Annotated in this window: 24 protein-coding genes; 9 read left to right on the top strand and 15 right to left on the bottom strand. The window is 52.4% G+C overall.

Features of this window, described 5'->3' with window-relative positions:
* Positions 1-2: 2 nt before the first annotated feature.
* The 7 genes from AB182_RS09950 to msrB form a co-directional block, all read right to left on the bottom strand.
* Entirely contained in the window at positions 3-950 is a 948-nt protein-coding gene (locus AB182_RS09950; protein ID WP_047369929.1) for a carbohydrate kinase family protein, read from the bottom strand.
* 4 nt (positions 951-954) lie between these two features.
* Positions 955-1,791 carry a ketose-bisphosphate aldolase gene (locus AB182_RS09945; RefSeq protein ID WP_047369928.1) on the bottom strand — a complete coding sequence of 279 codons (837 nt, stop codon included), beginning with the start codon at positions 1,789-1,791 and terminating at the stop codon, positions 955-957.
* Between the two features lie 21 nt (positions 1,792-1,812).
* A complete protein-coding gene (locus AB182_RS09940; RefSeq protein ID WP_047369927.1) occupies positions 1,813-2,856 on the bottom strand; it encodes an NAD(P)-dependent alcohol dehydrogenase in 1,044 nt (347 codons plus the stop codon).
* A 22-nt stretch (positions 2,857-2,878) separates the two neighbouring features.
* A complete protein-coding gene (locus AB182_RS09935; protein WP_047369926.1) occupies positions 2,879-4,261 on the bottom strand; it encodes an MFS transporter in 1,383 nt (460 codons plus the stop codon).
* A gap of 138 nt (positions 4,262-4,399) precedes the next feature.
* Positions 4,400-5,473 (bottom strand): zinc-binding dehydrogenase, encoded by a 1,074-nt coding sequence (locus tag AB182_RS09930; protein WP_047369925.1) that lies wholly within the window; start codon positions 5,471-5,473, stop codon positions 4,400-4,402.
* 308 nt (positions 5,474-5,781) lie between these two features.
* Positions 5,782-6,060, bottom strand: coding sequence for a YeaC family protein (locus tag AB182_RS09925; RefSeq protein WP_047369924.1), 279 nt, complete (start codon positions 6,058-6,060; stop codon positions 5,782-5,784).
* A 40-nt stretch (positions 6,061-6,100) separates the two neighbouring features.
* Positions 6,101-6,514: a peptide-methionine (R)-S-oxide reductase MsrB gene (gene msrB, locus AB182_RS09920; protein ID WP_047369923.1), complete on the bottom strand. Its 414-nt coding sequence runs from the start codon at positions 6,512-6,514 to the stop codon at positions 6,101-6,103.
* 342 nt (positions 6,515-6,856) lie between these two features.
* On the opposite strand from msrB, the gene gapA reads away from it, so the two are divergent.
* Both gapA and AB182_RS09910 read left to right on the top strand, forming a co-directional pair.
* The gene (gapA, locus tag AB182_RS09915) at positions 6,857-7,852 is read left to right on the top strand and encodes a glyceraldehyde-3-phosphate dehydrogenase (RefSeq protein ID WP_047369922.1); all 996 of its coding nucleotides are present in this window, start codon (positions 6,857-6,859) and stop codon (positions 7,850-7,852) included.
* 199 nt (positions 7,853-8,051) lie between these two features.
* Positions 8,052-8,936 (top strand): D-hexose-6-phosphate mutarotase, encoded by an 885-nt coding sequence (locus AB182_RS09910; protein WP_047369921.1) that lies wholly within the window; start codon positions 8,052-8,054, stop codon positions 8,934-8,936.
* 41 nt (positions 8,937-8,977) lie between these two features.
* Here AB182_RS09910 and AB182_RS09905 read toward each other — a convergent pair whose 3' ends face one another.
* Both AB182_RS09905 and AB182_RS09900 read right to left on the bottom strand, forming a co-directional pair.
* Positions 8,978-9,835, bottom strand: coding sequence for an aldo/keto reductase (locus AB182_RS09905; protein WP_047369920.1), 858 nt, complete (start codon positions 9,833-9,835; stop codon positions 8,978-8,980).
* A 91-nt stretch (positions 9,836-9,926) separates the two neighbouring features.
* On the bottom strand, positions 9,927-10,673 hold the full coding sequence (locus AB182_RS09900) for a MipA/OmpV family protein (RefSeq protein WP_047369919.1): 747 nt from the start codon (positions 10,671-10,673) through the stop codon (positions 9,927-9,929).
* A gap of 434 nt (positions 10,674-11,107) precedes the next feature.
* On the opposite strand from AB182_RS09900, the gene yeaG reads away from it, so the two are divergent.
* The 3 genes from yeaG to AB182_RS09885 all read left to right on the top strand — a co-directional run bounded on the left by yeaG (position 11,108) and on the right by AB182_RS09885 (position 15,322).
* Positions 11,108-13,042, top strand: a complete 1,935-nt coding sequence (yeaG, locus tag AB182_RS09895) for a protein kinase YeaG (RefSeq protein ID WP_047369918.1) — start codon at positions 11,108-11,110, stop codon at positions 13,040-13,042.
* Between the two features lie 201 nt (positions 13,043-13,243).
* A complete protein-coding gene (locus tag AB182_RS09890; RefSeq protein WP_047369917.1) occupies positions 13,244-14,527 on the top strand; it encodes a YeaH/YhbH family protein in 1,284 nt (427 codons plus the stop codon).
* A 294-nt stretch (positions 14,528-14,821) separates the two neighbouring features.
* Positions 14,822-15,322, top strand: a complete 501-nt coding sequence (locus tag AB182_RS09885) for a YbaK/prolyl-tRNA synthetase associated domain-containing protein (protein ID WP_047369916.1) — start codon at positions 14,822-14,824, stop codon at positions 15,320-15,322.
* Between the two features lie 28 nt (positions 15,323-15,350).
* Here AB182_RS09885 and yoaI read toward each other — a convergent pair whose 3' ends face one another.
* Complete coding sequence (yoaI, locus tag AB182_RS33280; protein WP_277922270.1) at positions 15,351-15,461, bottom strand: small membrane protein YoaI; 111 nt, start codon at positions 15,459-15,461, stop codon at positions 15,351-15,353.
* A gap of 311 nt (positions 15,462-15,772) precedes the next feature.
* Here yoaI and AB182_RS09880 point away from each other — a divergent pair, with 311 nt between their 5' ends.
* From AB182_RS09880 to AB182_RS09870, 3 genes are all read left to right on the top strand, one after another.
* Complete coding sequence (locus tag AB182_RS09880) at positions 15,773-17,107, top strand: glycoside-pentoside-hexuronide (GPH):cation symporter (protein ID WP_052958822.1); 1,335 nt, start codon at positions 15,773-15,775, stop codon at positions 17,105-17,107.
* A gap of 17 nt (positions 17,108-17,124) precedes the next feature.
* Positions 17,125-19,164, top strand: coding sequence for a glycoside hydrolase family 31 protein (locus AB182_RS09875; RefSeq protein ID WP_047369914.1), 2,040 nt, complete (start codon positions 17,125-17,127; stop codon positions 19,162-19,164).
* 115 nt (positions 19,165-19,279) lie between these two features.
* Positions 19,280-19,726: a DUF441 domain-containing protein gene (locus AB182_RS09870; protein WP_041851670.1), complete on the top strand. Its 447-nt coding sequence runs from the start codon at positions 19,280-19,282 to the stop codon at positions 19,724-19,726.
* Here AB182_RS09870 and AB182_RS09865 read toward each other — a convergent pair.
* The 5 genes from AB182_RS09865 to AB182_RS09845 all read right to left on the bottom strand — a co-directional run bounded on the left by AB182_RS09865 (position 19,709) and on the right by AB182_RS09845 (position 23,781).
* Positions 19,709-20,401 (bottom strand): amino acid ABC transporter permease, encoded by a 693-nt coding sequence (locus AB182_RS09865; protein WP_047369913.1) that lies wholly within the window; start codon positions 20,399-20,401, stop codon positions 19,709-19,711. The genes AB182_RS09870 and AB182_RS09865 overlap by 18 nt on opposite strands.
* Positions 20,391-21,146, bottom strand: a complete 756-nt coding sequence (locus AB182_RS09860; protein ID WP_047369912.1) for an amino acid ABC transporter permease — start codon at positions 21,144-21,146, stop codon at positions 20,391-20,393. Before AB182_RS09860 ends, AB182_RS09865 begins: the two co-directional genes overlap by 11 nt.
* A complete protein-coding gene (locus AB182_RS09855; RefSeq protein WP_047369911.1) occupies positions 21,146-21,967 on the bottom strand; it encodes an amino acid ABC transporter ATP-binding protein in 822 nt (273 codons plus the stop codon). The genes AB182_RS09860 and AB182_RS09855 overlap by 1 nt, the downstream gene beginning before the upstream one ends.
* 1 nt (position 21,968) lies before the next feature.
* On the bottom strand, positions 21,969-22,790 hold the full coding sequence (locus AB182_RS09850) for an ABC transporter substrate-binding protein (RefSeq protein ID WP_047369910.1): 822 nt from the start codon (positions 22,788-22,790) through the stop codon (positions 21,969-21,971).
* Positions 22,791-22,995: 205 nt separating this feature from the next.
* Positions 22,996-23,781, bottom strand: coding sequence for an AraC family transcriptional regulator (locus tag AB182_RS09845; RefSeq protein WP_047369909.1), 786 nt, complete (start codon positions 23,779-23,781; stop codon positions 22,996-22,998).
* A gap of 99 nt (positions 23,782-23,880) precedes the next feature.
* On the opposite strand from AB182_RS09845, the gene AB182_RS09840 reads away from it, so the two are divergent.
* Entirely contained in the window at positions 23,881-25,068 is a 1,188-nt protein-coding gene (locus AB182_RS09840; protein WP_047369908.1) for a CynX/NimT family MFS transporter, read from the top strand.
* Positions 25,069-25,083 lie beyond the last annotated feature (15 nt).

Here is a 25,083-nt window from a genome sequence, read left to right as displayed (position 1 = left end):
ATTTATCCTTCATACTCATCAAGCAGTTGTTCGACAAGCTGTCTGTTTTTCACGCCCGTGGTCGCACCGACGCTGAGCACCGAGATCGCAGCCGTGGCATTGGCAAACAACGCGCAGTCACGCAGCGATTTATCCTCCAGCAGGCCGCAGATAAACCCGGAGGCAAAATTATCCCCGGCTCCGATGGTGTCGATGGCGGTGATCCCTTTCACCGCAGGCACTTCAAGGCGCGTCTCGCTGTTCTTAATAAAACAGCCCTTCTTGCCCGTCTTGATCACCACCGTTTTGACGCCACAAGCGAGAAAGCTGTCGGCAATACCGTCCAGCGACGTCTCACCGGTGAGCAGCTTCGCCTCTTCATAGTTGGGAAAGAGGAAATCCACGTAACTTAAGGCCTCGCGGATATCGTCCAGCGTCTCGCCCAGGCGTGGTTTGATCATGTCGGCACAGATAAGCAATTGCTGTGCTTTGGCGCGGATGAAAATCTCTTTCAGCGCGTTGCCATCCAGCAACGGGCTGTTAAAGATGCTCGCCAGCGACAGCAATTTCGCCTCGGCAAAGCGGCTGAAATCCACATGCTCCAGCGCCAGCTTCCACAGACTGCCGTTGCGATTCGTCACAAAGGTCCGTTCACCGTCGCTGGTCACCAGCCCCACGTTGATCGAGGTATCGACACCCTCGTCCATGCGCAGACTGTAAATATCGATGTTCTCCTGACGGCAGCGTTCGAGGATGAAATGCCCTGCCGCATCATTGCCGATGCGGCTGTTAAGGGCGGTTTTATGCCCGAGGCGAGAAATGATCATCGCCTCGTTGATGGCATCGCCGCCTGTGGTCATCGCAATGCGCTCCAGCGGATAAGAATCAACATCGAAAATGTTCTTACTCACCGGTTGCAATGGGATGTCGACAATCGCGGCCCCCACGCAAATGACATCTATTTTGCCCATGTTGCTATTCCGCCTTACCGTCCGAACCAAACAGACGGATTTTCTCCAGCGCACGTTCTTTAACGGCTTTACGCACTTCGCGCTCCAGATGCAGGAACGGCTGATGCTGGTTCTCTTTTATCGCCACCATTGCCGCCTGGCACAGCTCGGTATGGATGTTGATTTTGGCGATGCCCAGCGAGATGGCTTTTTTGATGTCCGCATCGCTGATCCCGGACGCGCCATGTAAAACCAGCGGAACCGAGACAGCTTCACGAACGCGGCGGACAACTTCAAAGTTAAGCTGCGGCGCGGAGGTATAAACGCCGTGCTGATTGCCGATCGCCACCGCCAGCGAGTCACACCCGGTGCGCGCAACAAACTCCGCAGCCTGGTCCGGGTCGGTATAGTGATAATCCGCCAGCGCCTCTTCGTAGACCGTTTCGTTGCCAACATGGCCCAGTTCCGCCTCGACCGGAATACCCAGCGGATGGAAGAAATCCACGGCCTCTTTGGTCAGACGGATATTTTCTTCAAAGTCGAATGCCGATGCATCACGCATTAAAGAGTTCATCCCGTGCTGCCAGGCATTGTGAATAATCTCCATGCTGCGGCCATGGTCCCAGTGAGTAATAACCGGAACCGTGGCTTGTTTCGCCATGGAGACCATCATATGAGAGAAGTCTTCAAACGATGTATTGCCTACAAAACCTGTACCAAAAGAAATAATGACCGGAGACTTTGTCTCTTCCGCCGCATCAATAACGCCCATCAACATCTCCGCATTCCAGACATTAAAATGCGCAATCGCATAATGGTTTTCTTGTGCGTGATTTTCCCAGAATCTGATATCTGCCAGCATGAATAACACCTCATTAATGAATTAAGCTAAAATTTTAATAACGCCTTTAATGATTTCGCGTTTGTTATTTACCGATTCGTCGAATGCGCGTTGCACATCGTCATAATCGTAAATATGGGTGACCATCGATTTCACATCGAATTTACCGGAGGAGATAGCCTCAATAGTTAATGGATAGCGATTGGCATAACGGAATACCGTTTGAATGCTGACCTCACGATTAATTTTCAGGAAATTAATCGCAGAGTCGCCCGGTACAGTACCGACAATCATTATTTTGCCACCGCGCATCACCAGATAAGGTGCCTGTTTTACAGTGATGGCTGAACCAGCCGTTTCAAAAACGATATCCGCCCCCATCTCACCAATACGTTCGGCACAGCAGGCCACCGTGTCCTCTTTCGCGCCGTTAATCACCGCGCTAGCGCCCAGTTTTTCCGCCATCGCCAGTCGTTTTTCCAGCACATCAACCACCACAATTTGCGTGGCGCCCAGATAGCGGCAAGCCTGCAGAGTCATCAAGCCGATACAGCCTGCGCCGAGAATGACAATCTTTTTGCCGGGCTTTACGTCAGCCAGCATCGCGGCATGAATCCCCACCGCCGCAGGCTCGACCAGTGCGCCCTCCATGGTGTCCATATTTTCCGGCAGCTTGTAGGTAAAGCTTTCAGGGTGACAGAGGTAATATGTCAGAGCGCCACGGTAATTTGGCTGGGTTGCCATAAAGTCGACATCAGGACAGATGTTATATTTGCCTTCCAGGCAGTAGCGACATTTTCCGCAGGGCACACCGGGTTCAATATTGACTTTATCGCCCGGTTTGAATTTTTTAACATTACGGCCAATGGCCACCACGGTACCGGCACACTCATGGCCGAGACCAATTTCCTGGTTCGGATCTTTCGGCGGAATAAAAGGGCCAGATTCGAAACCGTGAACATCCGAACCACAAATACCGACATATTCCACTTTAATTAAGACTTCATCATCTTTTGGCACCGGCATATTCGCCGGGAGAATTGTCATCGTGCCGGGTGTTTTTAAAATTGCTTTAGAGTTTTGCATACACTTTCCTTTCGAAGACGCATTATTTGGTGGTAACGGCATCCATCCCAATACTTTCGACAGACGCCCCTTTTGTTTCGATACCGATGGTTGCAATCGCCGCCGCGACGATAATGGCCACGACGCTGAGCAGAATAAAGACACCGGTGACGCCATAATTACTGAGCAGAACTGCCACAGCATAAGGTGCGGCAATTCCGCTAATGCGACCCACGGCGTTCGCCAGGCCCGAGCCACGCAATTTTGCTTCGGTAGGCCATATTTCAGGTACGTAGACTGCCGAGGCATAGCAGACATACATATAAACAAAAGTGATCAGGAAGAAGCCACAAACGGTAATCATCAGCATATTGGTCTGCAGAGAATAGAAATAACCCAGTGCAGCAATAAATAGCAGTAATCCGACACCCATTGTTTTGCGTGGAATTTTGTCCATCACCATCATGGCGATAAAAATGCCAAACGGTGCGCCAAACATGCTCATGGTATTCAGCACGATGGAATCTTTAAGGTTAATCCCCTGCGACATAAATATGGTTGGCAGCCAGTTAATTAGCGTGTACTGCACCACATTCATGGCGATTAAGACAAACGATCCCAGAATCACCCGTTTAAGCAACGCTCCTTTCAGCAGCGATGAATAAGGCACTACGGCGGGCAGGCTTTTACTCTCAATGGGTGTCACCACGCTCAGTGTCTTGCCGGTTTGCAGACTGACTTTACGTTCGATCTCCGACATGATGGCTTCTGCTTCCGCATAGCGTCCACGCGATTCCAGCCAACGCGGGGATTCCGGAAAATAACGCCAGGCAAGCCAGGTGGCAATCAACGAGAGCACGCTCGGAATAATAAGCTGTACACGCCAGTTCCACTCCGCGCTGACCATTGTCGTCAGCCCCATCGCAATTAATGAACACAATGGATATGACCAGTTGCCAATAAAGGAGACGCGACTAGACCAGGTTCCACGACTACGCCCCGGCATGTATTCGGTGTAACCGGCAAACAGCGTCACCAGCAGCGCGCCCAGACCAAATCCCATCACCAGACGGCAGGCAATCAGGAACGTCATATCCGGAGAGAGCGCACCGGCAATCATTGACACAATATGAATAACTTCATAAAGGATAATGGCTTTCTTACGGCCAATTTTATCGCCAATGATGCCGCCAATTAATGCCCCGGCGAACATCCCCGCCGTGGTAATAGCAGAAAAGGTTGCGGTCGTTGAATTATCTGTCCATCCGAGCTCTTTTAACTGCGCCAGAATTAACCCACCAACGGCGTTACTCCAGCAAACTAATAATCCGAAAGCCACCATCCCAAACATAGTATAATGCCAGTGGCTATCCGGAAGACGGTCGAGTCTTGCCCCACAATTGGGTTTTTCAATTGTGTTTCCCATAAGATATTCCTCACGAAATAAAGCATTAATTTTTGTATTCGTGTATTCCGTCCGCGACGTCTTGTTTTATTATTTCCTTCAACATTCAAAATAAAGGACAAGATCGCATTGGTGATGCTAATAACAAGGAACGGTTTATCAATCGAAGTCGTAGGTCATGATGACTTTGATTGCCGTTTTATCGACCATCGCGTCAAAGCCTTTTTCCCACTCTGACAGCCCAATACGGTGGGTGATCATCGGTTTCACCTGAATATCGCCGGAGGCCAGCAGGCGAATGGCGTTGCGCCAGGAGGTGGAGTCATAGGCCATGTGCCCAATGATGCTCTTGTTCCATGCAGTGATGTCGTTAATAGAGAAATCGAGCGGTTTGAAGCCCATACCTACGCGCACCACTTCCCCATTCGGTCGCAGCATTTCGATGGACTGTTTCAGCGCGATATTGGCCCCTGAGCACTCAATCACCAGCCCGAGGTTATCTTTGCCGCAAATCTCCTGGCAACGGGCAACAACGTCTTCTTTCGAACCGTTGACCACCGCCGTTGCGCCGAGCTCTCTGGCTACCGGGAAACGAACATCAACATCTTCATCCAGCCCGACGACCACAATGTTGACCGCCCCCATAATGCGCGCCATCTGGACAGAGAACAGACCCAGCGGTCCGGTACCGATGACCACAACGTCCTGGCCGGGCAAGAATTTGGATTGTTGGGCGATAGATTTATAAGCATTACAGATAGGATCGAGAACTGCCGCTTCTTCGTAGTCGACGCCTTCCGGGATCTCCCACAGTGCGCGACGGTGGATTTTCAGGATCTCACCGGGCACCAGGCAATATTTCGAAAAACCGCCACCCCAGGTGTTGTTATCAAGACCAAGGTTCACTTTTTCTGTACAACACAGAAAATCACCTTGTTCACAGGCAGGACACACGCCGCAGACGTGGCCGCTGTTATCGGACACTACGCGCTGGCCGACTTTCCAGTCCTTCACGTTTGCCCCGGTTTTACAGATGCGTCCGGCAAATTCATGGCCGCGGATTGAGTTAAAAACATCGGAACCGCTGTCGACTTTGTAATGTTTCATATCCGCACCGCAGATCGCTGCGGCTTTGATTTCAATGACGACATCATCCGGGCCGCACACAGGCTCAGGTACGTCAATCATCTTGTAACCGCCAAATGCCTTGCCGAAACGCGCTAATGCTTTCATCGCTTGCTCCTCAGTGATTTCATCTGTTTCAGTGAGGATATTATTCGCGCCATGCATTTTTGAAGTCAACTTTAAATCTGCTAAACACAGATTTTATTCTGTATTACCCAACACAGATCACAAATGCGGGCACGAAGAATCAACAAAACTCATTAAAATCAACAGATTAATAAAAACAGATTAATGTGTGGAAAAAACAGATTTTTGCGACGAGGCCATCAAGAGTAAGTAAGGAGTGAAAAGGAGGGTAAAACAGGAAGGACAAAAATGCGGGCGAAGCGCTATGGCCTCGCCGCTTATCAAGGGTGTTATTGCATTTTCAGCGTCGCAATCGGCTTCGGCGCAATACCAAAGTCTTCTTTCAGTTGTTGCTTGCTCTTCATCACCATCTGTCCGTGGGTGTCGATGGTCATATGTTGCGCGTCGGTGTTATGGCGGGCCTGCCAAAGCATGACCAGTTGCAGGCTGTTCTCTTTTTGTTCCGCCGTCAGCGCAACACCGTCCGGCCACTTGCCCAATTCAACAGCGGTAACCAGACGCTGGTAGATATCCGGCGTCATACTGTTAATGACTTGTTCGAAATCCATGCTAAATTAACTCCAGTGGAATAATAGCTGAATCGATTCCTCACCCCTGAGTCCGATCGCCGTTTTCATCATCGGTAAAACTCAAAGAGGCGGAATTTACGCAATAACGTTCACCGGTCGGTTGTGGTCCATCCGGGAAAACATGTCCCAGATGCGCGTCACAATTACCGCAACGAATTTCAACGCGCTGCATGCCGTGCGAGTAATCGTTAAGGTAACGGATAGACTCTTCACTTACCGGCTCGAAAAAACTCGGCCAGCCGCAACCTGAATCATATTTGGTCTGCGAATGAAACAGCGGCGCGTCGCATACCAGACAGTGGTACACGCCTTCACGCTTGTTGTGTAAAAGACGACCTGTAAAAGGCGGTTCGGTACCGTGATCTTGCGTCACATAGAACTGCATCTCTGTCAGATTTTGTTTCAGGTCATCCTGAGAGGATTTCGTCGTCATAGGCTCACATCTCGCGGTAAGAATTCGTACAACTTCCCTTCGATTCTAACAAAACATTAACAATGAAGTGATAACTTTTGATCTAAACTTACTTGCTGCGAATTCCCGGGCGGGTAATTGTGATCACTCTCACATTTTTATCCTGCATGACCTTTAAAATTCGGGGCGGCGTCCCCATAAGGGGAGCATGCTCATAGGAAGAGTGAGACGAGTCAGTCGAACAAAGGTTATGCGGAGGATTGATTTGTCGCAATGATTGACACGATTCCGCTTGACGCTGCGTAAGGTTTTTGTAATTTTACAGCCAACCTTTTATTCACTAACAAATAGCTGGTGGAATATATGACTATCAAAGTAGGTATCAACGGTTTTGGCCGTATCGGTCGCATTGTTTTCCGTGCTGCTCAGGAACGTTCTGACATCGAAATCGTTGGTATCAACGATCTGTTAGACGCAGAATACATGGCTTACATGCTGAAATATGACTCTACTCACGGCCGTTTCAACGGTACCGTAGAAGTCAAAGACGGCCATCTGGTTGTTAACGGCAAAACCATCCGTGTTACTGCTGAAAAAGATCCGGCTAACCTGAAATGGAACGAAATCGGCGTTGACGTAGTAGCAGAAGCTACCGGTATCTTCCTGACCGACGAAACTGCACGTAAACACATCACTGCTGGCGCGAAAAAAGTTGTTCTGACTGGTCCTTCCAAAGACAACACCCCGATGTTCGTTCGTGGCGCTAACTTCGAAACTTATGCTGGCCAGGACATCGTTTCTAACGCATCCTGCACCACTAACTGCCTGGCACCGCTGGCAAAAGTTATCAACGACAACTTCGGCATCATCGAAGGTCTGATGACCACTGTTCACGCGACTACCGCTACTCAGAAAACCGTTGATGGCCCGTCTCACAAAGACTGGCGCGGCGGCCGTGGCGCAGCACAGAACATCATCCCGTCCTCTACCGGTGCAGCTAAAGCTGTAGGTAAAGTACTGCCAGAACTGAATGGCAAACTGACTGGTATGGCGTTCCGCGTTCCGACTCCGAACGTATCTGTTGTTGACCTGACCGTTCGTCTGGAAAAAGCAGCGTCCTACGAAGAAATCAAGAAAGCAATCAAAGCGGCTTCTGAAGGCGCAATGAAAGGCGTTCTTGGTTACACCGAAGACGACGTTGTCTCTACCGATTTCAACGGCGAAGTTTGCACTTCCGTGTTCGATGCTAAAGCAGGTATCGCACTGAACGACAACTTCGTGAAACTGGTATCCTGGTACGACAACGAAACCGGCTACTCTAACAAAGTTCTGGACCTGATCGCTCACATCTCCAAATAAGTTGGGATGAGAAATTGATCTATAAAGGCGACTTCGGTCGCCTTTTTTTATGTTTCGCGTCATCCTGAAAGCTGCTTCCTCACTGGCGCTGCTCGCGGATACTGGCCACAGAAACATCTGTGTTCCCGGCTCTCCCCCAGACTTGCCGTCCTGATGCAGCTTTCATGATTTTGTGTCTTGCTAAACGAAGGATTGCACCATGATAAACAAAATTTTTGCTCTCCCGGTTGTTGAACAAATTACCTCCACCCTCTCTCGCCGCCTGATGGATGAACTGGAGGTTATCGTTATCGATCACCCACAAGTTAAAGCCTCTTTTGCTTTGCAGGGGGCGCATCTGCTCTCCTGGAAACCGCAGGGTGAAGACGAAGCACTGTGGTTGAGCGGCAACACGCCGTTCAAAAACGGCGTAGCGCTGCGCGGCGGCGTACCGATCTGCTGGCCCTGGTTTGGTCCGGCAGCGCAACAGGGCCTGCCTGCTCACGGCTTCGCCCGTAATCTGGCATGGACACTGAAAGCGCATAATGAAGACGACAATGGCGTTGTGCTGACATTTGAGCTGCACAGCAGCGAAGCATCCCGCCAATACTGGCCGCATGAGTTCACGCTGTTTGCCCGCTATAAATTGGGTAAAACGTGCGAAATCGAACTGGAAGCGCACGGTGATTTCGAAACCACCTCAGCACTGCATACCTATTTCAACGTTGGCGATATCCATGCTGTGAAAGTCAGCGGCCTGGGCGATCGTTTTATTGATAAAGTGAACAACGCGCAAGAAGATGCATTGACCGATGGCGTGCAGACCTTCCCGGATCGTACCGATCGCGTCTATCTGAACCCGGAAGCCTGCAGCGTGATTCATGACAGTGCGCTGAACCGCACCATTGAAGTGATCCACCATCATCATAAAAATGTGGTCGCATGGAACCCAGGTCCGGCACTCTCCGCCAGCATGACCGATATGCCGGATGATGGTTATAAAACCTTTGTCTGCGTTGAGTCTGCCTGCGCGACCGCGCCGCAAAAAACCACCGAAGAAAAACCGTCTCGTCTGGCACAGACGATTCGCGTCATCAAACGCTAATGCGGCGGTCCCTCTTCCGACAAAGGAGAGGGACACTTTTCTTAGACAACATCAAGCGGTGTTTTACGGCCCGGCGCCGGGAATGCGTCATTCAGGCGTCCCAGATCCTCTTGCGTCAGGGTAATATCCAACGCAGCGGCATTTTCCTGCGCATGCGCCACAGTGCCCGCCTTTGGAATCGCCATCACCCCTTTGTGACTAATAACCCATGCCAGCAGAATTTGTGCCGCCGTCGCGTTGTGGGCGCGGGCAATATCGGTCACCACGCTGTTATTCATCAATCCGTTCCGCAGGCGACCAGCCTGTGCCAGAGGGCAATAAGCCATTACCGGCATCTGTTGTTCCTGACACCAGGGCAGCAGATCATATTCGATCCCGCGCGAACCCAGATGGTAAAGCACCTGATCGGTCACACAGGCTTTACCACCCTGCACCCGCCAGAGTTCTTGCATATCGGCATAGTCGAGATTCGATACGCCCCAGCGGCGGATTTTGCCCTGTTCAATCAGGGTCTCCATCACATCGACCGTTTCGGCCAGCGAGAAATTGCCACGCCAGTGCAGCAGATAGAGATCCAGATAGTCGGTTTTCAGACGGCGCAGGCTGGCCTCACAGGCCGCAATTGCCTTTTTACCGCCGGCATTCCATGGATAGACTTTCGAAACCAGATAGATGTTGTCGCGTAAGCCCCCCTGGAGTGCCTCACCAACCACCTCTTCTGCCCCACCGTCTGCGTACATTTCCGCCGTATCGATGAGCCTGAGCCCCGCCTCAATGCCCGCCCGTAGTGCATCCACCTCTTTACTGCGCTGACGGTCATTTTCCCCCATATACCAGGTACCCTGACCAATAGCAGGCAGCGCCACTTCGCCCGCGAAGACTACATTTCTCTGAGCCATATCATCCTCCTGCGCTAAATGCACCACCGTAAAGCAAAACAGGGCTAACAGCCCTGTTTTGATGCACAGATTGCACTATTAAAAAGCACAATCAAAAACGATACGTTACCCCTGTGGATAACAATCCGGCCCAGGATTTATCCACCATCGGACTGTCTTTGATTTCATCAGACAGATGGGTGAAGCGCCCGGTGCCGTAAACACTCCAGTTATCTGTCAAACGATAGCTGGCGGTAAGTTCCAGATAAGGGCTCCAGCCATTGTCCGGATCGTAACTATTAAGGCCGCTGCGACGCGATTCCGCGCGCGATACACCATAATAGTACTCGTTTTGATTATCGCTGTTCCATTCAACGCCGATGCCCGGCGTCAGCGTCAGACCACCATTGGTATAGCGATACAACCAGGCCAAATCCCATGTCACACCATTACTGTTATCAAGCACATCGCCTGCCAGTGACGTACGCAGAAAGCCATATTCGGTGTTATGGATATAAGAAAGCCCCGCCACTGCGGTTGACTTACGTTTATTCAATTGACGCAGTTGATTATTGTCACTGTCACCCGGTTTAAAGCTCCAGGGGGAGTAGGCAGCGAAGACAGAGAGTTGGTCGGCCTGATCCTTCCACAGGTAGTAGCCACCGCCTAAACCACGAAACCAGAAGTCATCGCTTTCATAGGTAATAACCGGAATCGGATAGGCTTTATTGTCGTACTGTTTATACGGCGTCTCTACCACGCCCACACCCGCGCCCAGGGAGAAATTGCTTTCGGCGCTGGCAGCAAATGTAGAAGAAGCGATCAGCACGCCCAGTGCCAGGAGTTTGAGTTTCATCACAGTCCATTAATTCCTGTAGTCAATAATCGGCGGAGTGAAGTTTAACCGTCCAGGACAGTCATCCCAAATTTTTTTACTTAATCATTACAAAACTAAACCCTATAGCCTGTGGTCTGTATATGACAGGGGGCTTACTGTTTTATGAAGCCGCTGTGATTTGAGAGTGGAAGGCTTATCACAAAAGAAAGCTTTTATGGATGAGTTATTGATATGTCATTGAAATTAGTTTTAGGCGGCATGCAAGTTTTGCAAATGCCATCTACGCTTAAATATAAGAAGACGATTTAACGAACCCGCATTTTGTTAATGACATGCAACCTGGCATGAGGGTTGCTGTATGACTCTTAGCGTCGTTCAGTTAACGCTTCCGGGAGCCTCTACTATTCATATGAACGGCTCTTTACCTGTGCTAAAAAACGAAAGGACGGCATGCCATGAATATATTCGATCACTACCGCCAGCGCTATGAAGCTGCCAAGGACGAAGAGTTCACACTGCAGGAATTTCTTACCATCTGTCGGCAAGACCGCAGTGCCTACGCTAACGCGGCAGAAAGGCTACTGATGGCCATTGGTGAGCCAGTGATGGTGGATACTGCCCAGGAGCCACGGCTTTCCCGTCTCTTTTCGAACCGAGTTATTGGACGATACCCGGCATTTGAAGAGTTCTATGGCATGGAAGAAGCAATCGAGCAAATTGTTTCTTATCTCAAACACGCCGCCCAGGGTCTGGAAGAGAAGAAACAGATCCTGTATTTGCTCGGCCCGGTCGGTGGCGGTAAATCCTCGCTCGCCGAACGCCTGAAATCCTTAATGCAGCGGGTGCCGATCTACGTATTGAGCGCCAATGGCGAACGTAGCCCGGTAAATGACCATCCGCTGTGCCTGTTTAATCCCCAGGAAGACGCGCAAATACTGGAAAAGGAATACAACGTTCCGCGTCGTTACCTCGGCACCATCATGTCGCCGTGGGCGGCTAAACGCCTGCATGATTTCGGCGGCGACATCACCAAATTCCGCGTGGTCAAAGTCTGGCCATCCGTACTTGAACAGATTGCCATCGCCAAAACAGAACCGGGCGATGAGAACAACCAGGACATCTCTGCACTGGTAGGTAAAGTGGATATCCGTAAACTGGAAAACCACGCGCAAAACGATCCTGATGCTTATGGTTATTCCGGCGCACTGTGCCGTGCTAACCAGGGCATTATGGAATTCGTTGAGATGTTCAAAGCGCCCATTAAAGTACTGCACCCCCTGCTGACCGCTACCCAGGAAGGTAACTACAACGGTACTGAGGGGATTTCTGCCCTGCCCTTTAATGGCATCATCCTTGCGCACTCCAACGAATCAGAGTGGGTCACGTTCCGTAATAACAAAAACAATGAGGCGTTCCTTGACCGTGTCTATATCGTCAAAGTGCCTTATTGCCTGCGGATCTCCGAAGAGATCAAAATTTACGAAAAACTGCTTAACCACAGTGAGCTGACCAGCGCGCCATGCGCCCCAGGTACGCTGGAAACACTGGCCCGCTTCTCGATTTTGTCGCGCCTGAAAGAGCCGGAAAATTCCAGCATCTACTCGAAAATGCGTGTCTATGATGGTGAGAGCCTGAAAGATACAGACCCGAAAGCCAAGTCCTACCAGGAGTATCGTGATTACGCCGGGCTGGACGAAGGGATGAACGGCCTGTCCACGCGTTTCGCGTTTAAGATCCTCTCCCGCGTGTTTAACTTCGACCATGCGGAAGTGGCGGCGAACCCGGTTCATCTGTTTTACGTCCTGGAGCAGCAGATTGAGCGTGAACAGTTCCCGCAAGAACAGGCGGAGCGCTACCTTGAGTTCCTGAAAGGCTACCTGATCCCGAAATACGCCGAATTTATCGGCAAAGAGATCCAGACGGCCTACCTCGAATCCTACTCGGAATACGGTCAGAATATTTTCGACCGTTATGTTACCTACGCCGATTTCTGGATTCAGGATCAGGAATACCGCGATCCGGATACCGGTCAGCTGTTTGACCGTGAATCGCTGAATGCTGAGCTGGAAAAAATTGAAAAACCGGCCGGGATCAGTAACCCGAAAGATTTCCGTAACGAGATAGTCAACTTCGTGCTGCGTGCCCGTGCTAACAATAGCGGCCGTAACCCGAACTGGACCAGCTACGAAAAACTGCGCACGGTCATCGAGAAAAAAATGTTCTCGAATACCGAAGAATTACTGCCTGTTATTTCGTTTAACGCCAAAACCTCAACCGACGAGCAGAAAAAACACGATGACTTTGTCGATCGTATGATGGAGAAAGGATATACCCGCAAACAGGTTCGCCTGCTGTGCGAATGGTATCTGCGTGTACGTAAATCATCATAAAGCCAATATGGCCCGGCAGCGTAGCGCTGACCGGGCCTGAATAATCTGTGCGTATCCTTGTTTTTTGTTGCACAGGAAGCTGGCAAGCGAGCAGTTCCCGATAGACCGGCATGGGTCATGCATCGGGTAGACGAAAGCCGTCAACACCTGCGGCGCGAAGAACGAAGGATAGAGTTGGCAAATGCAGTACGGGAGGGACTTATGACCTGGTTCATAGACCGGCGTCTTAACGGTAAAAACAAGAGCACGGTTAACCGCCAGCGATTTTTACGCCGTTATAAAGCGCAAATAAAACAGTCGATCTCCGAAGCCATCAATAAGCGCTCGGTCACCGACGTGGAGAATGGCGAATCCGTCTCCATCCCGAACGAAGACATCAGCGAACCGATGTTTCATCAGGGACGCGGCGGTTTGCGCCATCGCGTGCATCCGGGCAACGATCATTTTGTGCAAAACGACCGCATTGAGCGCCCTCAGGGCGGCGGTGGCGGTGGTGGCAGCGGTCAGGGCGAAGCCAGCGCTGACGGCGAAGGCCAGGATGAATTTGTTTTCCAGATTTCGAAAGATGAGTACCTCGATCTTCTGTTCGAGGATTTGGCGTTGCCAAATCTGAAAAAGAACCAGCAGCGTCAGCTTAATGAATTTAAGACCCACCGTGCCGGCTACACGGCGAACGGTGTTCCCGCCAATATCAGCGTCGTGCGTTCACTACAAAACTCACTGGCGCGCCGTACTGCGATGACAGCAGGCAAGCGTCGTCAGCTACGTGAACTGGAAAGCAGCCTGGACATTGTCGAGAAAAGCGAACCGGCCCAGTTGCTTGAAGAAGAGCGTCTGCGCAAGGAAATTGCCGAACTACGCGCAAAAATCGAACGTGTACCTTTTATCGATACCTTCGATTTGCGCTATAAAAATTATGAAAAACGCCCGGAGCCTTCAAGCCAGGCGGTGATGTTTTGTCTGATGGACGTCTCCGGTTCCATGGACCAGTCGACAAAAGATATGGCAAAACGCTTTTATATCCTGCTCTATCTGTTCCTGAGCAGAACCTATAAAAACGTAGAGGTCGTCTATATCCGCCACCACACCCAGGCGAAAGAGGTCGATGAGCATGAGTTTTTCTACTCGCAAGAGACGGGCGGTACGATTGTTTCCAGCGCACTGAAACTGATGGATGAAGTGGTGAAAGAGCGTTATGACCCGGCACAATGGAATATTTATGCTGCTCAGGCATCGGATGGCGATAACTGGGCCGATGACTCCCCGTTATGCCATGAAATTCTGGCGAAGAAAATTCTGCCAGTGGTGCGTTACTACAGCTACATCGAGATAACACGCCGCGCGCACCAGACATTGTGGCGCGAATATGAACATCTGCAGACCATGTTTGATAACTTCGCCATCCAGCATATCCGCGATCAGGAAGATATCTACCCGGTATTCCGCGAGCTTTTCCACAAGCAGAATGCCTCCTCTGGTAATTAGCGATATTGAAAGCCAGCGCCCCACGCTGGCTTTTTTCTCCTCGCCGCAAACGGGCAAATTACGGTACAAAAATGCAGCTATTCGCCCTCTTGTCTCACGGCGAATATGGCATATTACTCACCAGACAAACTCGATTCTTACTTCGTTCCTTGCGAGCGTCGTTTTTTAAACAGTACACATAAAGCGTTGTAGTCGTGCTTGTACTTTGGGCCGCCCTCCGGGCGGCTTTTTTATTTTCATCCCTGCGTAGCTGGACTATTCTTGGCAGGTGCTTATTACCGTTAAGGAGGGACGATGTCCGAAATTGCCAGTCGAAATATCCATCACCATCTACTTGAACTGCTGGAGCAGCACCAGGCGCGTTATCGTCTGGTCGAACACGAAGCCTCCGGCAAATGTGAGGCTGTTAGCGAGATTCGTGGTACTGCGCTTGGGCAGGGGGCTAAAGCACTGGTGTGTAAAATCAAAGGCAACGGCGTGAAGATGCATGTGCTGGCGATCCTTGCGGCCGATCAGCAGGCTGATTTATCGAGGCTTGCGGAACATTTTGGCGGGAATAAGGCATCGCTGGCGAGCCCGGTCGAGGTGGATGATTTGACAGCCTGTGTCTTCGGCGCTATTCCGCCGTTCAGTTTTCATCCATCGTTGAACCTGGTGGCAGACCCGCTCCTTTTTGACCGCTACGAAGATATTGCCTTCAATGCAGGCCTGCTCGAAAAGTCGATCATTCTCAACACGCAAGATTATTTACGCATTGCACGCCCTGAGCTGGTTGAGTTTCGTCGCGAGACTTAACTGTCATGCGGGCTCCCTGCCTGTATGCTCAGGGCCAGCCCGCTTTTTCCAGCGCAAGAACAGAAACCACCAGCACCACCATGATGGCAATAAATGACGAGGTGATGATAACGCCATCTGTCAGTATAAAATCGTTCATGGGTAACCTGCCTCTTTTAGCCCGGTTCCCTTATTCATAATGTTACCGGGTGACAATTCGATGACAGTTTTGGGTTATTCAGATGAATTTCCCGGCGCTGAAACGATTCCTGCCGTTTGCTTATCAGCACGTTAAAAACACAAGGCAAAATAATGCTTTTCAGTGTCTGTTCAATAAATTGTTACCGGTATCACGAAAAGTAGTTTCCGTAATTCCGATGACAAATCTCGCAATTGTTATAAATACGATATTGCAACACCCTTATTCCGTAGCGCACCCCTGAAATAACCTTACAAACCCAGGTGAATACAATGAATTTAACGATCACCCGTAAAGAAAAAATCAGTTATGGACTCGGTGATATGGCCAGCCATGTTGGGCTGGATAATGTCATTATATTTCTGACATTTTATTACACCGATGTTGTTGGATTACCCGCCGCGTTTGTTGGCACCATGTTTTTACTGGCCCGTACCGCTGATGCCATTATTGACCCGGCGATGGGTTATCTTGCCGACCGCACAAATTCACGCTGGGGGAAATTCCGCCCATGGATGCTGTGGCTGGCGTTACCCTTTGGCGTCAGTTGCCTGCTAACCTACGCCGTGCCTGAATCGTTAACCCTTACCGGTAAAATGGTGTTCGCGACAATCACCTATACCTTTATGATGTTGATGTACACGGCGATCAATATTCCCTATTGCTCAATGGGCGCGGTCATTACCCCCAATAATGAAGATCGTATTTCGCTGCAGTCATATCGTTTCTTTTTAGCCACTCTTGGCGGCGCCATGTCGACATTCTTTATGATGCCGCTGGCGCAATATCTCGGCGGTGAGGATAAATTATCAGGCTATCGCTGGGCGATGGCGATAATGGCCAGCGCTGCCGTTATCATGTTCTGGATCTGCTTTGCGAATACACGTGAGAGAATTAAAGCGCCGGCGACCCACAACAATTATCTCGGCGAATTACGCGACTTATTACGCAACGATCAATGGCGCGTTGTCTCTGTGCTGGTGATTACCAATATCGGTTTTGGGGTTATTCGCCTTGGCGCGATGATGTATTTCGTCACCTATTATTTGGGCAGCGCCAGCTATTTTATGTGGATGCTTGGCGCGCATATTCTGGGTAAGGCCGCAGGCAGCGCGCTGGCAAAACGACTGACCCGCAATTTTAGCAAAGTACAGATGTTCGGTTACTGTGCCGTCCTTGCTGGTGTACTGAGTATCGCCCTCTTCTTCGCGCCAAAATCGATATACGTGCTGGTGCCGCTGACCTTCGTGGTATCCACCCTCTACCAGGCCACGACCACGCTAATGTGGGTCATGATGGCAGACGTCGCCGACTATGGCGAATGGCTGCTGGGTAAACGCATGGACGGCGTGATTTTCTCAACTTTCCTTGCAGTCCTGAAACTCGGCATGGCCATCAGCGGCGCTATTGTCGGCTGGACGTTAGGGCTAAGCGGGTATATCGCCAACGCCCCACAGCAGACATCTGTTGCCATGTACTGCATCGTCGCCCTCTTCACCGTGGTGCCGGGGCTGCTGTCGCTGGCCGCTTTCGCCACCCTGCGCTGGTACAAGCTCGACGATAACACCATGAAATCTATCAACCTTGCCCGTCACAGTCTCTCGTAAAAAAGGACGTATTACCCATGAGCGAACTTATTCAACACCCGGACAGCATTGAATGGCGTTTTGAGCGTCAGATCCTGCGTATCGAAGCCTGGGGAGAACACAGCCTGCGCGTGCGCGCCACCTGCGCCCCGACGTTTAGCGACAATCCGCACGCCCTGTTGCCGCCACAGACCTGTGAGCCGCAGATAACCGCAGGCGCGGAACAGTTGACGCTGCGCAACGGTAACATTACCGCAGTGCTTAATCTGAAAGGGCAACTGGCGTTTTACAACCAACGCGGCGAATTACTGCTCGAAGAGATGTGGCGGCAACGCTCTACTGTCGGTATCGGCGCCAGTGAAAAAAGCCAGGATAAATACATCAGCGCCCTGAAACTTGATGGCCGCGAATTTAAACCGCTGCCAGGCGGCAAGTATCAGCTTACCGTCCGTTTTGAATCACGCCCGGAGGAGCGGATTTATGGCATGGGGCAATATCAGCAGCCATGGCTGGATCTGAAAGGCTGTGCGCTGGAGCTGGCGCAGCGTAACTCGCAGGCCAGCGTCCCCTTTATGCAGTCAAGCCTCGGCTATGGCCTGTTATGGAATAACCCGGCGATTGGTGAAGCGAACTTCGCAAAAAACCAGACCATCTGGCTTGCCCGCGTCACGCAAGAGATGGATTACTGGATCACCGCAGCTGACAGTGTTCAACAGCTTACCCGCCAGTACGCTAAAGCCACAGGGACGCCGCCGCCTGCACCGGCATTCACCAGCGGGCTCTGGCAGTGCAAACTGCGCTATCGCACTCAACAGGAGGTGCTGGAGGTGGCTCGTGAGTACCGCCGCCGCCATCTGCCGCTGTCGGTGATGGTCATCGACTTCTTCCACTGGCCGAATCAGGGGACATGGTGTTTTGACCCGGTGGACTGGCCGGATCCGAAGGCAATGGTGGACGAGCTGAAATCGATGGGCATTGAACTGATGGTTTCCGTCTGGCCAACAGTGGAAGCGCGTAGCCCGCTCTTTCCGGTGATGAAGGCCAGGGGGTTGCTGGTGACCAGCGATCGCGGGGTACAGGTTAATCTCGACTTTATGGGCAACACCACTTTCTTCGATGCCACACATCCCCAGGCCCGGGCATTTGTCTGGGAAACGGTGAAGAAAAACTATTACGATCTGGGCATTAAATTGTTCTGGCTGGATGAGGCCGAACCGGAGTACCGCGCCTACGATTTTGATAACTACCGCTATCACGCCGGGCCGGTGCTGGAAGTGGGCAACCAGTATCCTCGCGATTTTGCCCAGGGCTTTTATGACGGCCTGCAGACCTGCGGTGAGCGCGAGATCATTAACCTTGTGCGCTGCGCCTGGGCGGGCAGCCAGCGTTTTGGCGTACTGGCATGGTCCGGCGATGTGCATTCCTCGTTCCATGCATTTCGTAACCAGCTTGCTGCCGGGTTAAATATGGGGCTGTCGGGGATCCCCTGGTGGACGACCGATATTGGCGGTTTCCAGGGCGGGAATGTCAACGACCCCGCTTTCCACGAACTTTTGATCCGCTGGTTCCAGTGGGCGGTCTTTTGCCCGGTACTGCGTATGCACGGCTACCGTGAACCGCAAATCCAGCCGCCGGAAAGTTACCGTAACGGTATCCCGCAATGCAACAGCGGTTCGCCTAATGAGCTGTGGAGCTACGGCGAAGAGAATTACGCCATCATGCAACACTGGTTATCCGTGCGTGAAAAGCTGCGCCCCTATGTGGATGCGCTATTCGCTAATGCCCACCAGCATGGCGATCCGCTGATGCGTCCGCTGTTCTGGCACTACCCGGATGAGCCGCAAAGCTGGCAGGTGGAAGATCAGTATCTGTTTGGCGAGGACATTCTGGTAGCGCCGATTCTGCACGCAGGGCAACGCCAACGTGAAGTCTGGTTGCCAGGCAATCACGGTTGGGTAGCGTTGAACGGTGAACGCTATCAAGGCCAGCAGCGAATGACCGTGGACGCCGGGCTGGAGACGATTCCGGTCTTTATTCGTGAAGGCAGTAAAACAACAGGAATGTTGCCTGACGCCTGATGCAAATGCCTGAAAATGAGGGTTTCGTTATAAAAAGCCTGCTTAACAATGCCTATCCGCGTAAAGTAATGTAAGCAGGCTTATCTTTTTACTGGCAAGGAACGAAACACTCTCCATGTTTGATACCACTCTCTTTATCCTCATTGGCCTTGTGGCGCTGAGCTTCTTTAGCCACAACACCACCGTTGCGGTTGCCGTTATGGTGTTGATCATTATTCGTATCACACCGCTCAATGCTTACTTTCCGTGGGTCGAAAAACAGGGTTTGACCCTCGGCATTGTCATTCTGACCATCGGGGTGATGGCCCCTATCGCCAGCGGTTCACTGCCGCCATCAACGCTGATTAGCTCTTTTCTCAACTGGAAATCATTGATAGCCATTGCAGTGGGGGTGTTTGTCTCCTGGCTCGGGGGCCGTGGAGTGACGCTGATGAGCGCGCAGCCATCGCTGGTGGCAGGCCTTCTGGTGGGAACCGTATTGGGTGTGGCCCTGTTCCGGGGCGTGCCGGTAGGGCCACTGATTGCGGCAGGTCTGGTTTCGCTGCTAATTGGTCGGCAGTAAATGCCGCCTCTGCCAGCGTTTTACCCCAAACTCCAGTAAGGTACACAGCAGGTAATAGACCAGACCGGTGAAGATAAACAGGGCTGCCGGGTACACCTGCACCCGGTTATTCACCTGCCCGGCCACCGTGGTCAGCTCCGGTACATTGACGATAAACGCCAGAGAGGTGTCTTTCAGCAGGGCGATAAGCAATCCAATGTAAGACGGAATGGCATTACGTAACGCCTGCGGTAGCAGCACCAGACGCAGGATGTCCAGGCTGCCAAACCCACTGCTTATCGCCGCCTCATATTGCCCCTTCGGTAACGCGTTAAGCGCCGCCAGCGTCGAGTACATTACCGATGCGGAGGTAAACCACGCCAGCGCCAGGGTGACGGTCACCGCCCCCGGCAAGTCGGCGCCAGTGAGCCACGGCAGCAAAAACCACAGCCAGAAGATGACAAAAATCAGCGGGATCCCACGAATCAACTCTGCCCACAGAAAGAGCAGTTTGCGCGGCCAGCCCGCAAAACGCCACGCGCAGCAGGCAAGCAACACGCCGCCGGGAAACGCCAGCACGGCGGCCCCCAGGGTCATCAGCACCGATAACAGTACGCCACCCGGTTCGCCCTGTGCGGCACGCCCCAGCATCAGATAACCAAGGTTATCGGTGATCACGGTGATATTATCGATCACGGTGCGCCTCCTTGTGGGTCATTGCTCGCCATCCGCGCGGCAGGTTAAACAGCAGGCTCATGACCAGCCCCAGCGCCAGATACAGCACACTTCCCACCGTAAAGGCTTCCAGCGCATGGGCATTAAAGCTTTCAATTTGCCGGGTCTGATAAGTGAGTTCAGCAAAACCAATGCCGGTTGCCAGCGACGAGAGCTTCATCAGGTTCAGATACTGCCCCACCACCGGCTGCCAGGCGTTCTCCAGCCCCTGCGGCAGAAGCACCCAGCGAAACAGCGCCAGATCGCTAAAGCCCTGTGATTTTGCGGCTTCGATTTGCCCACGCGGTACGGCGTGCAATCCGGCCTGGATCTCTTCGACCAGAAACGCCGCGGTGAATAACCCCAGCGCCCAGGCCGAAGAGAGAAATTCCGGGGTAAACCACCAGACATCTCCCGGCAGAATGCTAAAGGCGTGGTCATCGTTGACGTACTGACGAAATGCCAGGGGCAGTACGTTCCATGCGGCGAAATACCAGAACAGGAGTTGCACCAACAATGGCGTATTGCGAAACAGCGAAACCCACCCCGCCACTACCGCTCGCCCCACTCTCCCGCCAGCCAGACGCAGGCCCAGTAGCAATACCGTCATGGCGGTCGCCAGGATAACCCCTGTCACCGTAACCCAGATGGTGGTCAGAAAACCCGACGTGAGCCATTGTGCGGGTTGGCCGGTAAAGACGCCCGCCCAGTCGAGATGAATCCCCATTACAGCTCCTTGCCGTCAGCATGGAGCGGATTGAGCACTTTTTGCAGGAAGCGCCGGGCGCGCGGATGCTGTGGCGCGGTGAAAAACGCCTCCGGTGCAGCCTGCTCTAGAATTTCGCCCCCATCGATAAAAATCACCCGATCCGCAATTTCCCGGGCAAATTGCATTTCGTGGGTCACGACGATCAAGGTGATCCCACTATGAGCCAGCGATTTCATCACTTGCAGCACTTCGCCAATCATCTCCGGGTCGAGCGCCGAGGTTGGTTCATCAAACAGGATGATATGTGGCCCAGCCGCCAACGTACGGGCAATCGCCACCCGCTGCTGCTGGCCGCCGGAAAGCTGTGCGGGGTAGTGACTGGCTTTGTCACGCAGTCCGACACGGTCCAGCAGTTCCAGAGCAATTTTTTTCGCTTCTGCTGCTGACTTGCCATGGATACGGGTCAATGCGAGGGTGATATTTTCCAGCGCGTTCAGGTGCGCATAAAGGTTGAATTGCTGGAACACAAAACCGACCTGTCGGCGCAAATTACGCAATTCACGTCCATTAAGCTGGCTGGTCGGTTTGCCGTCCACCAGAATTTCGCCGCTGGTCAGGGTTTCCAGTTGATTGATAAGACGGATCAGCGTCGACTTGCCAGAGCCGGAAGGCCCGCAGACGGCAATGACTTCCCCTGCCGCAACCTGCAAATCGATAGCGTTTAACACACGATGATCGCCATAGCTTTTGCTGGCCTGGCGAAACTCCACCGTTCCTTTTTGCACGGGAAAAGCCTCCGGGGCCTGCGCCACGGAGGTAGAAAAGAGACCTGCCAACATATTACTTCGCTTCTATTTTAAAGCTGCGTGGAGCCGGGGCTTTAGTTTGTGGACCAAACCAGACGTCGTAGATTTTTGCCGCTTCGCCGCTCTGCTCCAGTTTCACCAGTTCATCATTCACCGCTTTCAGCAGCGCGGTTTCGCCTTTGGTTACACCCACGCCAATCTCTTCTTTAGAAAGCAGGTCCGGCAGAATTTTGAATTTGGCTTTATCCGGCGCTTCCGCCAGCAGCCCCGCCAGGATGGTACTGTCCTGGGTAATGGCCTGTACGTTGCCGTTACGCAGTGCGGTCAGCGCCAGTGGGATATCGTCATAGGCCAGCACACGAGACTGCGGGAAGCGCTGATGCAGCGCCTGCTCGCCGGTGGTGCCCTTTACCGCACCAATACGCGCTTTGCTGTAACTTTCCAGTTTGTCGGACGCGCTGGCGGGCACCAGGAATTGCTGCCCGGTAACAAAGTATGGGGTTGAGAAATCAATAACCTGCGCACGCTCCGGGGTGATAGTGATATCTGCGACGATCAGATCCACTTTACCGGACTGCAACAGCGGAATACGGTTCGCCGGGTTGGTGGCGACCAGTTCAAGTTTTACGCCGAGGCTTTTCGCCAGCGCTTTCGCGAAATCAACGTCATAGCCAACGATTTCATGGCTCTGCGGGTCGATGGCGCCAAACGGCGGGTTCGCGTCAAACGTTGCGACTTTCACTACGCCAGCGGCTTTGATATCGGCCAGTTTGTCTGCATGCGCGGCAAATGAGAAAGTTGAAAGCAGTGCCAGTGCGGTTAGCGCACCGATTTTTTTGGAAGATGTGGTTGCCATGCTAATCCTTACGCCCTGTTATTAGTAAAATTTCAGGGCTAAAGTCACATAACCGTAATCATCAGACAAATATCAAAAAGTGCATTTATTATCTAAAAAAGTTATTAAAAATACTCATACCATATGAACTACTTATTGATAAGTCACCGGCAGAGGAAATCCGCATAAACCCTGGTACTTAAAGGGAATGTGCAGCAGAAAATAATCATCCGCTCCCAAGAGTGGCAAGATAACGCCCCGGAGTTTGGCCTAACCCCTTCTTAAACATCGTAATAAAGGCAGTGGTCGAATCATAACCCAGCGCCTGCGCGACATTTTGTACCGACTCGCCGCCGATCAATAAACGCAGGGAAAGGATCAACAGCATCTGATGCCGCCAGCGGCGAAAACTCAATCCTGTCTCCTTTACCACCAGCCGTGCCAGGTTACGTTCGCTCATCGCAAATTCCTGCGCCCATTGTCCCAGCGTCTGCCACCGGGCCGGCGCCTGTTCCATGGTTTCGACCATCTGACGAATTTTATAGTGCGGGGAAACGGGAAGCTGCAGCTGCATTTGCGGCTGACGGGGCAGTTCATCAGACAAAACCTGCACCAGCCGCTGGGTTGCCGGTTGCTGGCGTTCACGATGGTTACGCGCAGAAAGCGTCAGGATCAGTTCGCGCACCAGGGGGGAAATTTTCAGGGTACAGCACTGTGCTGGCATATCGACGCGATCGGGTTCAACAAACAAAAAGCACAGCTTCGCCCCCGGCGTCGCGAGATTACTGTGGGCAACCAGACCCGGCAACCACACGGCGTGATGGGGCGGCACCATCCAACGGGCGTTTTCTACTTCACTGGTAATTGCCCCGCTCAGAGCCAGAATTAATTGCCCCTTGCGGTGCCGATGCTGTGGGATCCGCTGCTCATCGGCCTCGACAGTAATACTAAACGCCAGTGCCGCCTCTTGCTGACTGTCAGGGTTAAAACCCGCCAGGCCAAGACCTTGCATAATATTGTCCGAATTTAGCGATAAAGTGTCATTTTAGCTTGATTCCATCAGGACAAAAAAGGGGTATGGTGTGGTTCTGCTATTTATCCTGAGAATACAATGACCACTGCGATTTCTTCACGGGGCAAACAAGGAGCACTGCTTATTGCGGGGATCCTCATGATTGCAACTACGCTGCGCGTCACCTTTACCGGGGCCGCACCACTGCTTGATTCCATTCGCATCGATTATGGCTTAACCACCGCGCAAACCGGGATGCTCACCACTCTGCCTCTGCTGGCTTTTGCGCTTGTTTCTCCCCTGGCCGCAGGCATTGCCCGGCGTCTGGGTATGGAACGCAGCCTTTTTACCGCAATGCTGCTGATATGCGCGGGCATCGCCATACGCTCCCTGCCCGCACCGGTGCTGCTTTTTATCGGCACCGCCATTATTGGTAGCGGTATCGCACTGGGGAATGTGCTGTTACCGGGCATCATTAAACGCGATTACGCAGGCCAGATCGCCAGACTGACCGGCGCCTATTCTCTGACTATGGGGGCTGCAGCGGCGCTCGGTTCCGCGCTGGTTGTCCCGCTCTCGCTGATGGGCGCCGGCTGGCATGGCGCGCTGCTGATGCTCATGGCTTTTCCGCTTGTTGCGATGCTGCTGTGGCTACCGCAGTTGCGTTTCGCAAAACCCGCCGACGTATCAGGCTCACCGCTGGCACACAGTCGGGGGATCTGGCGCTCACCGCTGGCCTGGCAGGTCACGCTGTTTTTAGGCATTAACTCGCTGATTTATTACGTAGTGATTGGCTGGTTACCGGCCATTCTTATCACGCATGGCTATAGTGAGTCCGGTGCAGGTTCGCTGCACGGCCTGCTCCAGCTCGCCACGGCATCGCCCGGCATTCTGGTTCCGCTCATTCTGCACCGTCTGCGTGACCAGCGTGCGCTGGCCGTACTGTTTGCGCTGCTGTGCGCGGTGAGTGCTGCCGGGTTCTGGCTTTGGCCGGATCAGGCGGTTATCTGGACGCTGGTGTTTGGTTTTGGATCCGGCGGCACGATGATCCTCGGTCTGACCTTTATTGGCCTGCGCGCGCGCTCCGCGCATCAGGCGGCTGCGCTGTCAGGGATGGCACAATCGGTAGGCTATCTGCTGGCGGCCTGTGGTCCCCCGCTGATGGGGAAAATCCACGATGCCAGCGGCTCCTGGCAAATCCCGCTTATCACCTGCGCGATATTGTCGGTCCTGATGGCGGTATTTGGCGCCTGCGCCGGACGCGATCGTGAAATGGCGACTGCATAAGAAAACAGGCCTGTG

Source organism: Phytobacter ursingii (assembly GCF_001022135.1).
In the GTDB taxonomy this organism is placed as follows: Bacteria; Pseudomonadota; Gammaproteobacteria; order Enterobacterales; family Enterobacteriaceae; genus Phytobacter; species Phytobacter ursingii.
The sequence above is the reverse complement of the archived record's forward strand: the minus strand, read 5'-3'. Positions and strand labels throughout refer to the sequence as shown.

Excerpts from the sequence above, each read along its gene's own strand:
- AB182_RS09950 (WP_047369929.1), bottom strand. The coding sequence starts at position 950 with ATGGGCAAAATAGATGTCATTTGCGTGGGGGCCGCGATTGTCGACATC.
- AB182_RS09945 (WP_047369928.1), bottom strand. The coding sequence starts at position 1,791 with ATGCTGGCAGATATCAGATTCTGGGAAAATCACGCACAAGAAAACCAT.
- AB182_RS09940 (WP_047369927.1), bottom strand. The coding sequence starts at position 2,856 with ATGCAAAACTCTAAAGCAATTTTAAAAACACCCGGCACGATGACAATT.
- AB182_RS09935 (WP_047369926.1), bottom strand. The coding sequence starts at position 4,261 with ATGGGAAACACAATTGAAAAACCCAATTGTGGGGCAAGACTCGACCGT.
- AB182_RS09930 (WP_047369925.1), bottom strand. The coding sequence starts at position 5,473 with ATGAAAGCATTAGCGCGTTTCGGCAAGGCATTTGGCGGTTACAAGATG.
- AB182_RS09925 (WP_047369924.1), bottom strand. The coding sequence starts at position 6,060 with ATGGATTTCGAACAAGTCATTAACAGTATGACGCCGGATATCTACCAG.
- msrB (WP_047369923.1), bottom strand. The coding sequence starts at position 6,514 with ATGACGACGAAATCCTCTCAGGATGACCTGAAACAAAATCTGACAGAG.
- gapA (WP_047369922.1), top strand. The coding sequence starts at position 6,857 with ATGACTATCAAAGTAGGTATCAACGGTTTTGGCCGTATCGGTCGCATT.
- AB182_RS09910 (WP_047369921.1), top strand. The coding sequence starts at position 8,052 with ATGATAAACAAAATTTTTGCTCTCCCGGTTGTTGAACAAATTACCTCC.
- AB182_RS09905 (WP_047369920.1), bottom strand. The coding sequence starts at position 9,835 with ATGGCTCAGAGAAATGTAGTCTTCGCGGGCGAAGTGGCGCTGCCTGCT.
- yeaG (WP_047369918.1), top strand. The coding sequence starts at position 11,108 with ATGAATATATTCGATCACTACCGCCAGCGCTATGAAGCTGCCAAGGAC.
- AB182_RS09890 (WP_047369917.1), top strand. The coding sequence starts at position 13,244 with ATGACCTGGTTCATAGACCGGCGTCTTAACGGTAAAAACAAGAGCACG.
- AB182_RS09885 (WP_047369916.1), top strand. The coding sequence starts at position 14,822 with ATGTCCGAAATTGCCAGTCGAAATATCCATCACCATCTACTTGAACTG.
- yoaI (WP_277922270.1), bottom strand. The coding sequence starts at position 15,461 with ATGAACGATTTTATACTGACAGATGGCGTTATCATCACCTCGTCATTT.
- AB182_RS09880 (WP_052958822.1), top strand. The coding sequence starts at position 15,773 with ATGAATTTAACGATCACCCGTAAAGAAAAAATCAGTTATGGACTCGGT.
- AB182_RS09875 (WP_047369914.1), top strand. The coding sequence starts at position 17,125 with ATGAGCGAACTTATTCAACACCCGGACAGCATTGAATGGCGTTTTGAG.
- AB182_RS09870 (WP_041851670.1), top strand. The coding sequence starts at position 19,280 with ATGTTTGATACCACTCTCTTTATCCTCATTGGCCTTGTGGCGCTGAGC.
- AB182_RS09860 (WP_047369912.1), bottom strand. The coding sequence starts at position 21,146 with ATGGGGATTCATCTCGACTGGGCGGGCGTCTTTACCGGCCAACCCGCA.
- AB182_RS09855 (WP_047369911.1), bottom strand. The coding sequence starts at position 21,967 with ATGTTGGCAGGTCTCTTTTCTACCTCCGTGGCGCAGGCCCCGGAGGCT.
- AB182_RS09850 (WP_047369910.1), bottom strand. The coding sequence starts at position 22,790 with ATGGCAACCACATCTTCCAAAAAAATCGGTGCGCTAACCGCACTGGCA.
- AB182_RS09845 (WP_047369909.1), bottom strand. The coding sequence starts at position 23,781 with ATGCAAGGTCTTGGCCTGGCGGGTTTTAACCCTGACAGTCAGCAAGAG.
- AB182_RS09840 (WP_047369908.1), top strand. The coding sequence starts at position 23,881 with ATGACCACTGCGATTTCTTCACGGGGCAAACAAGGAGCACTGCTTATT.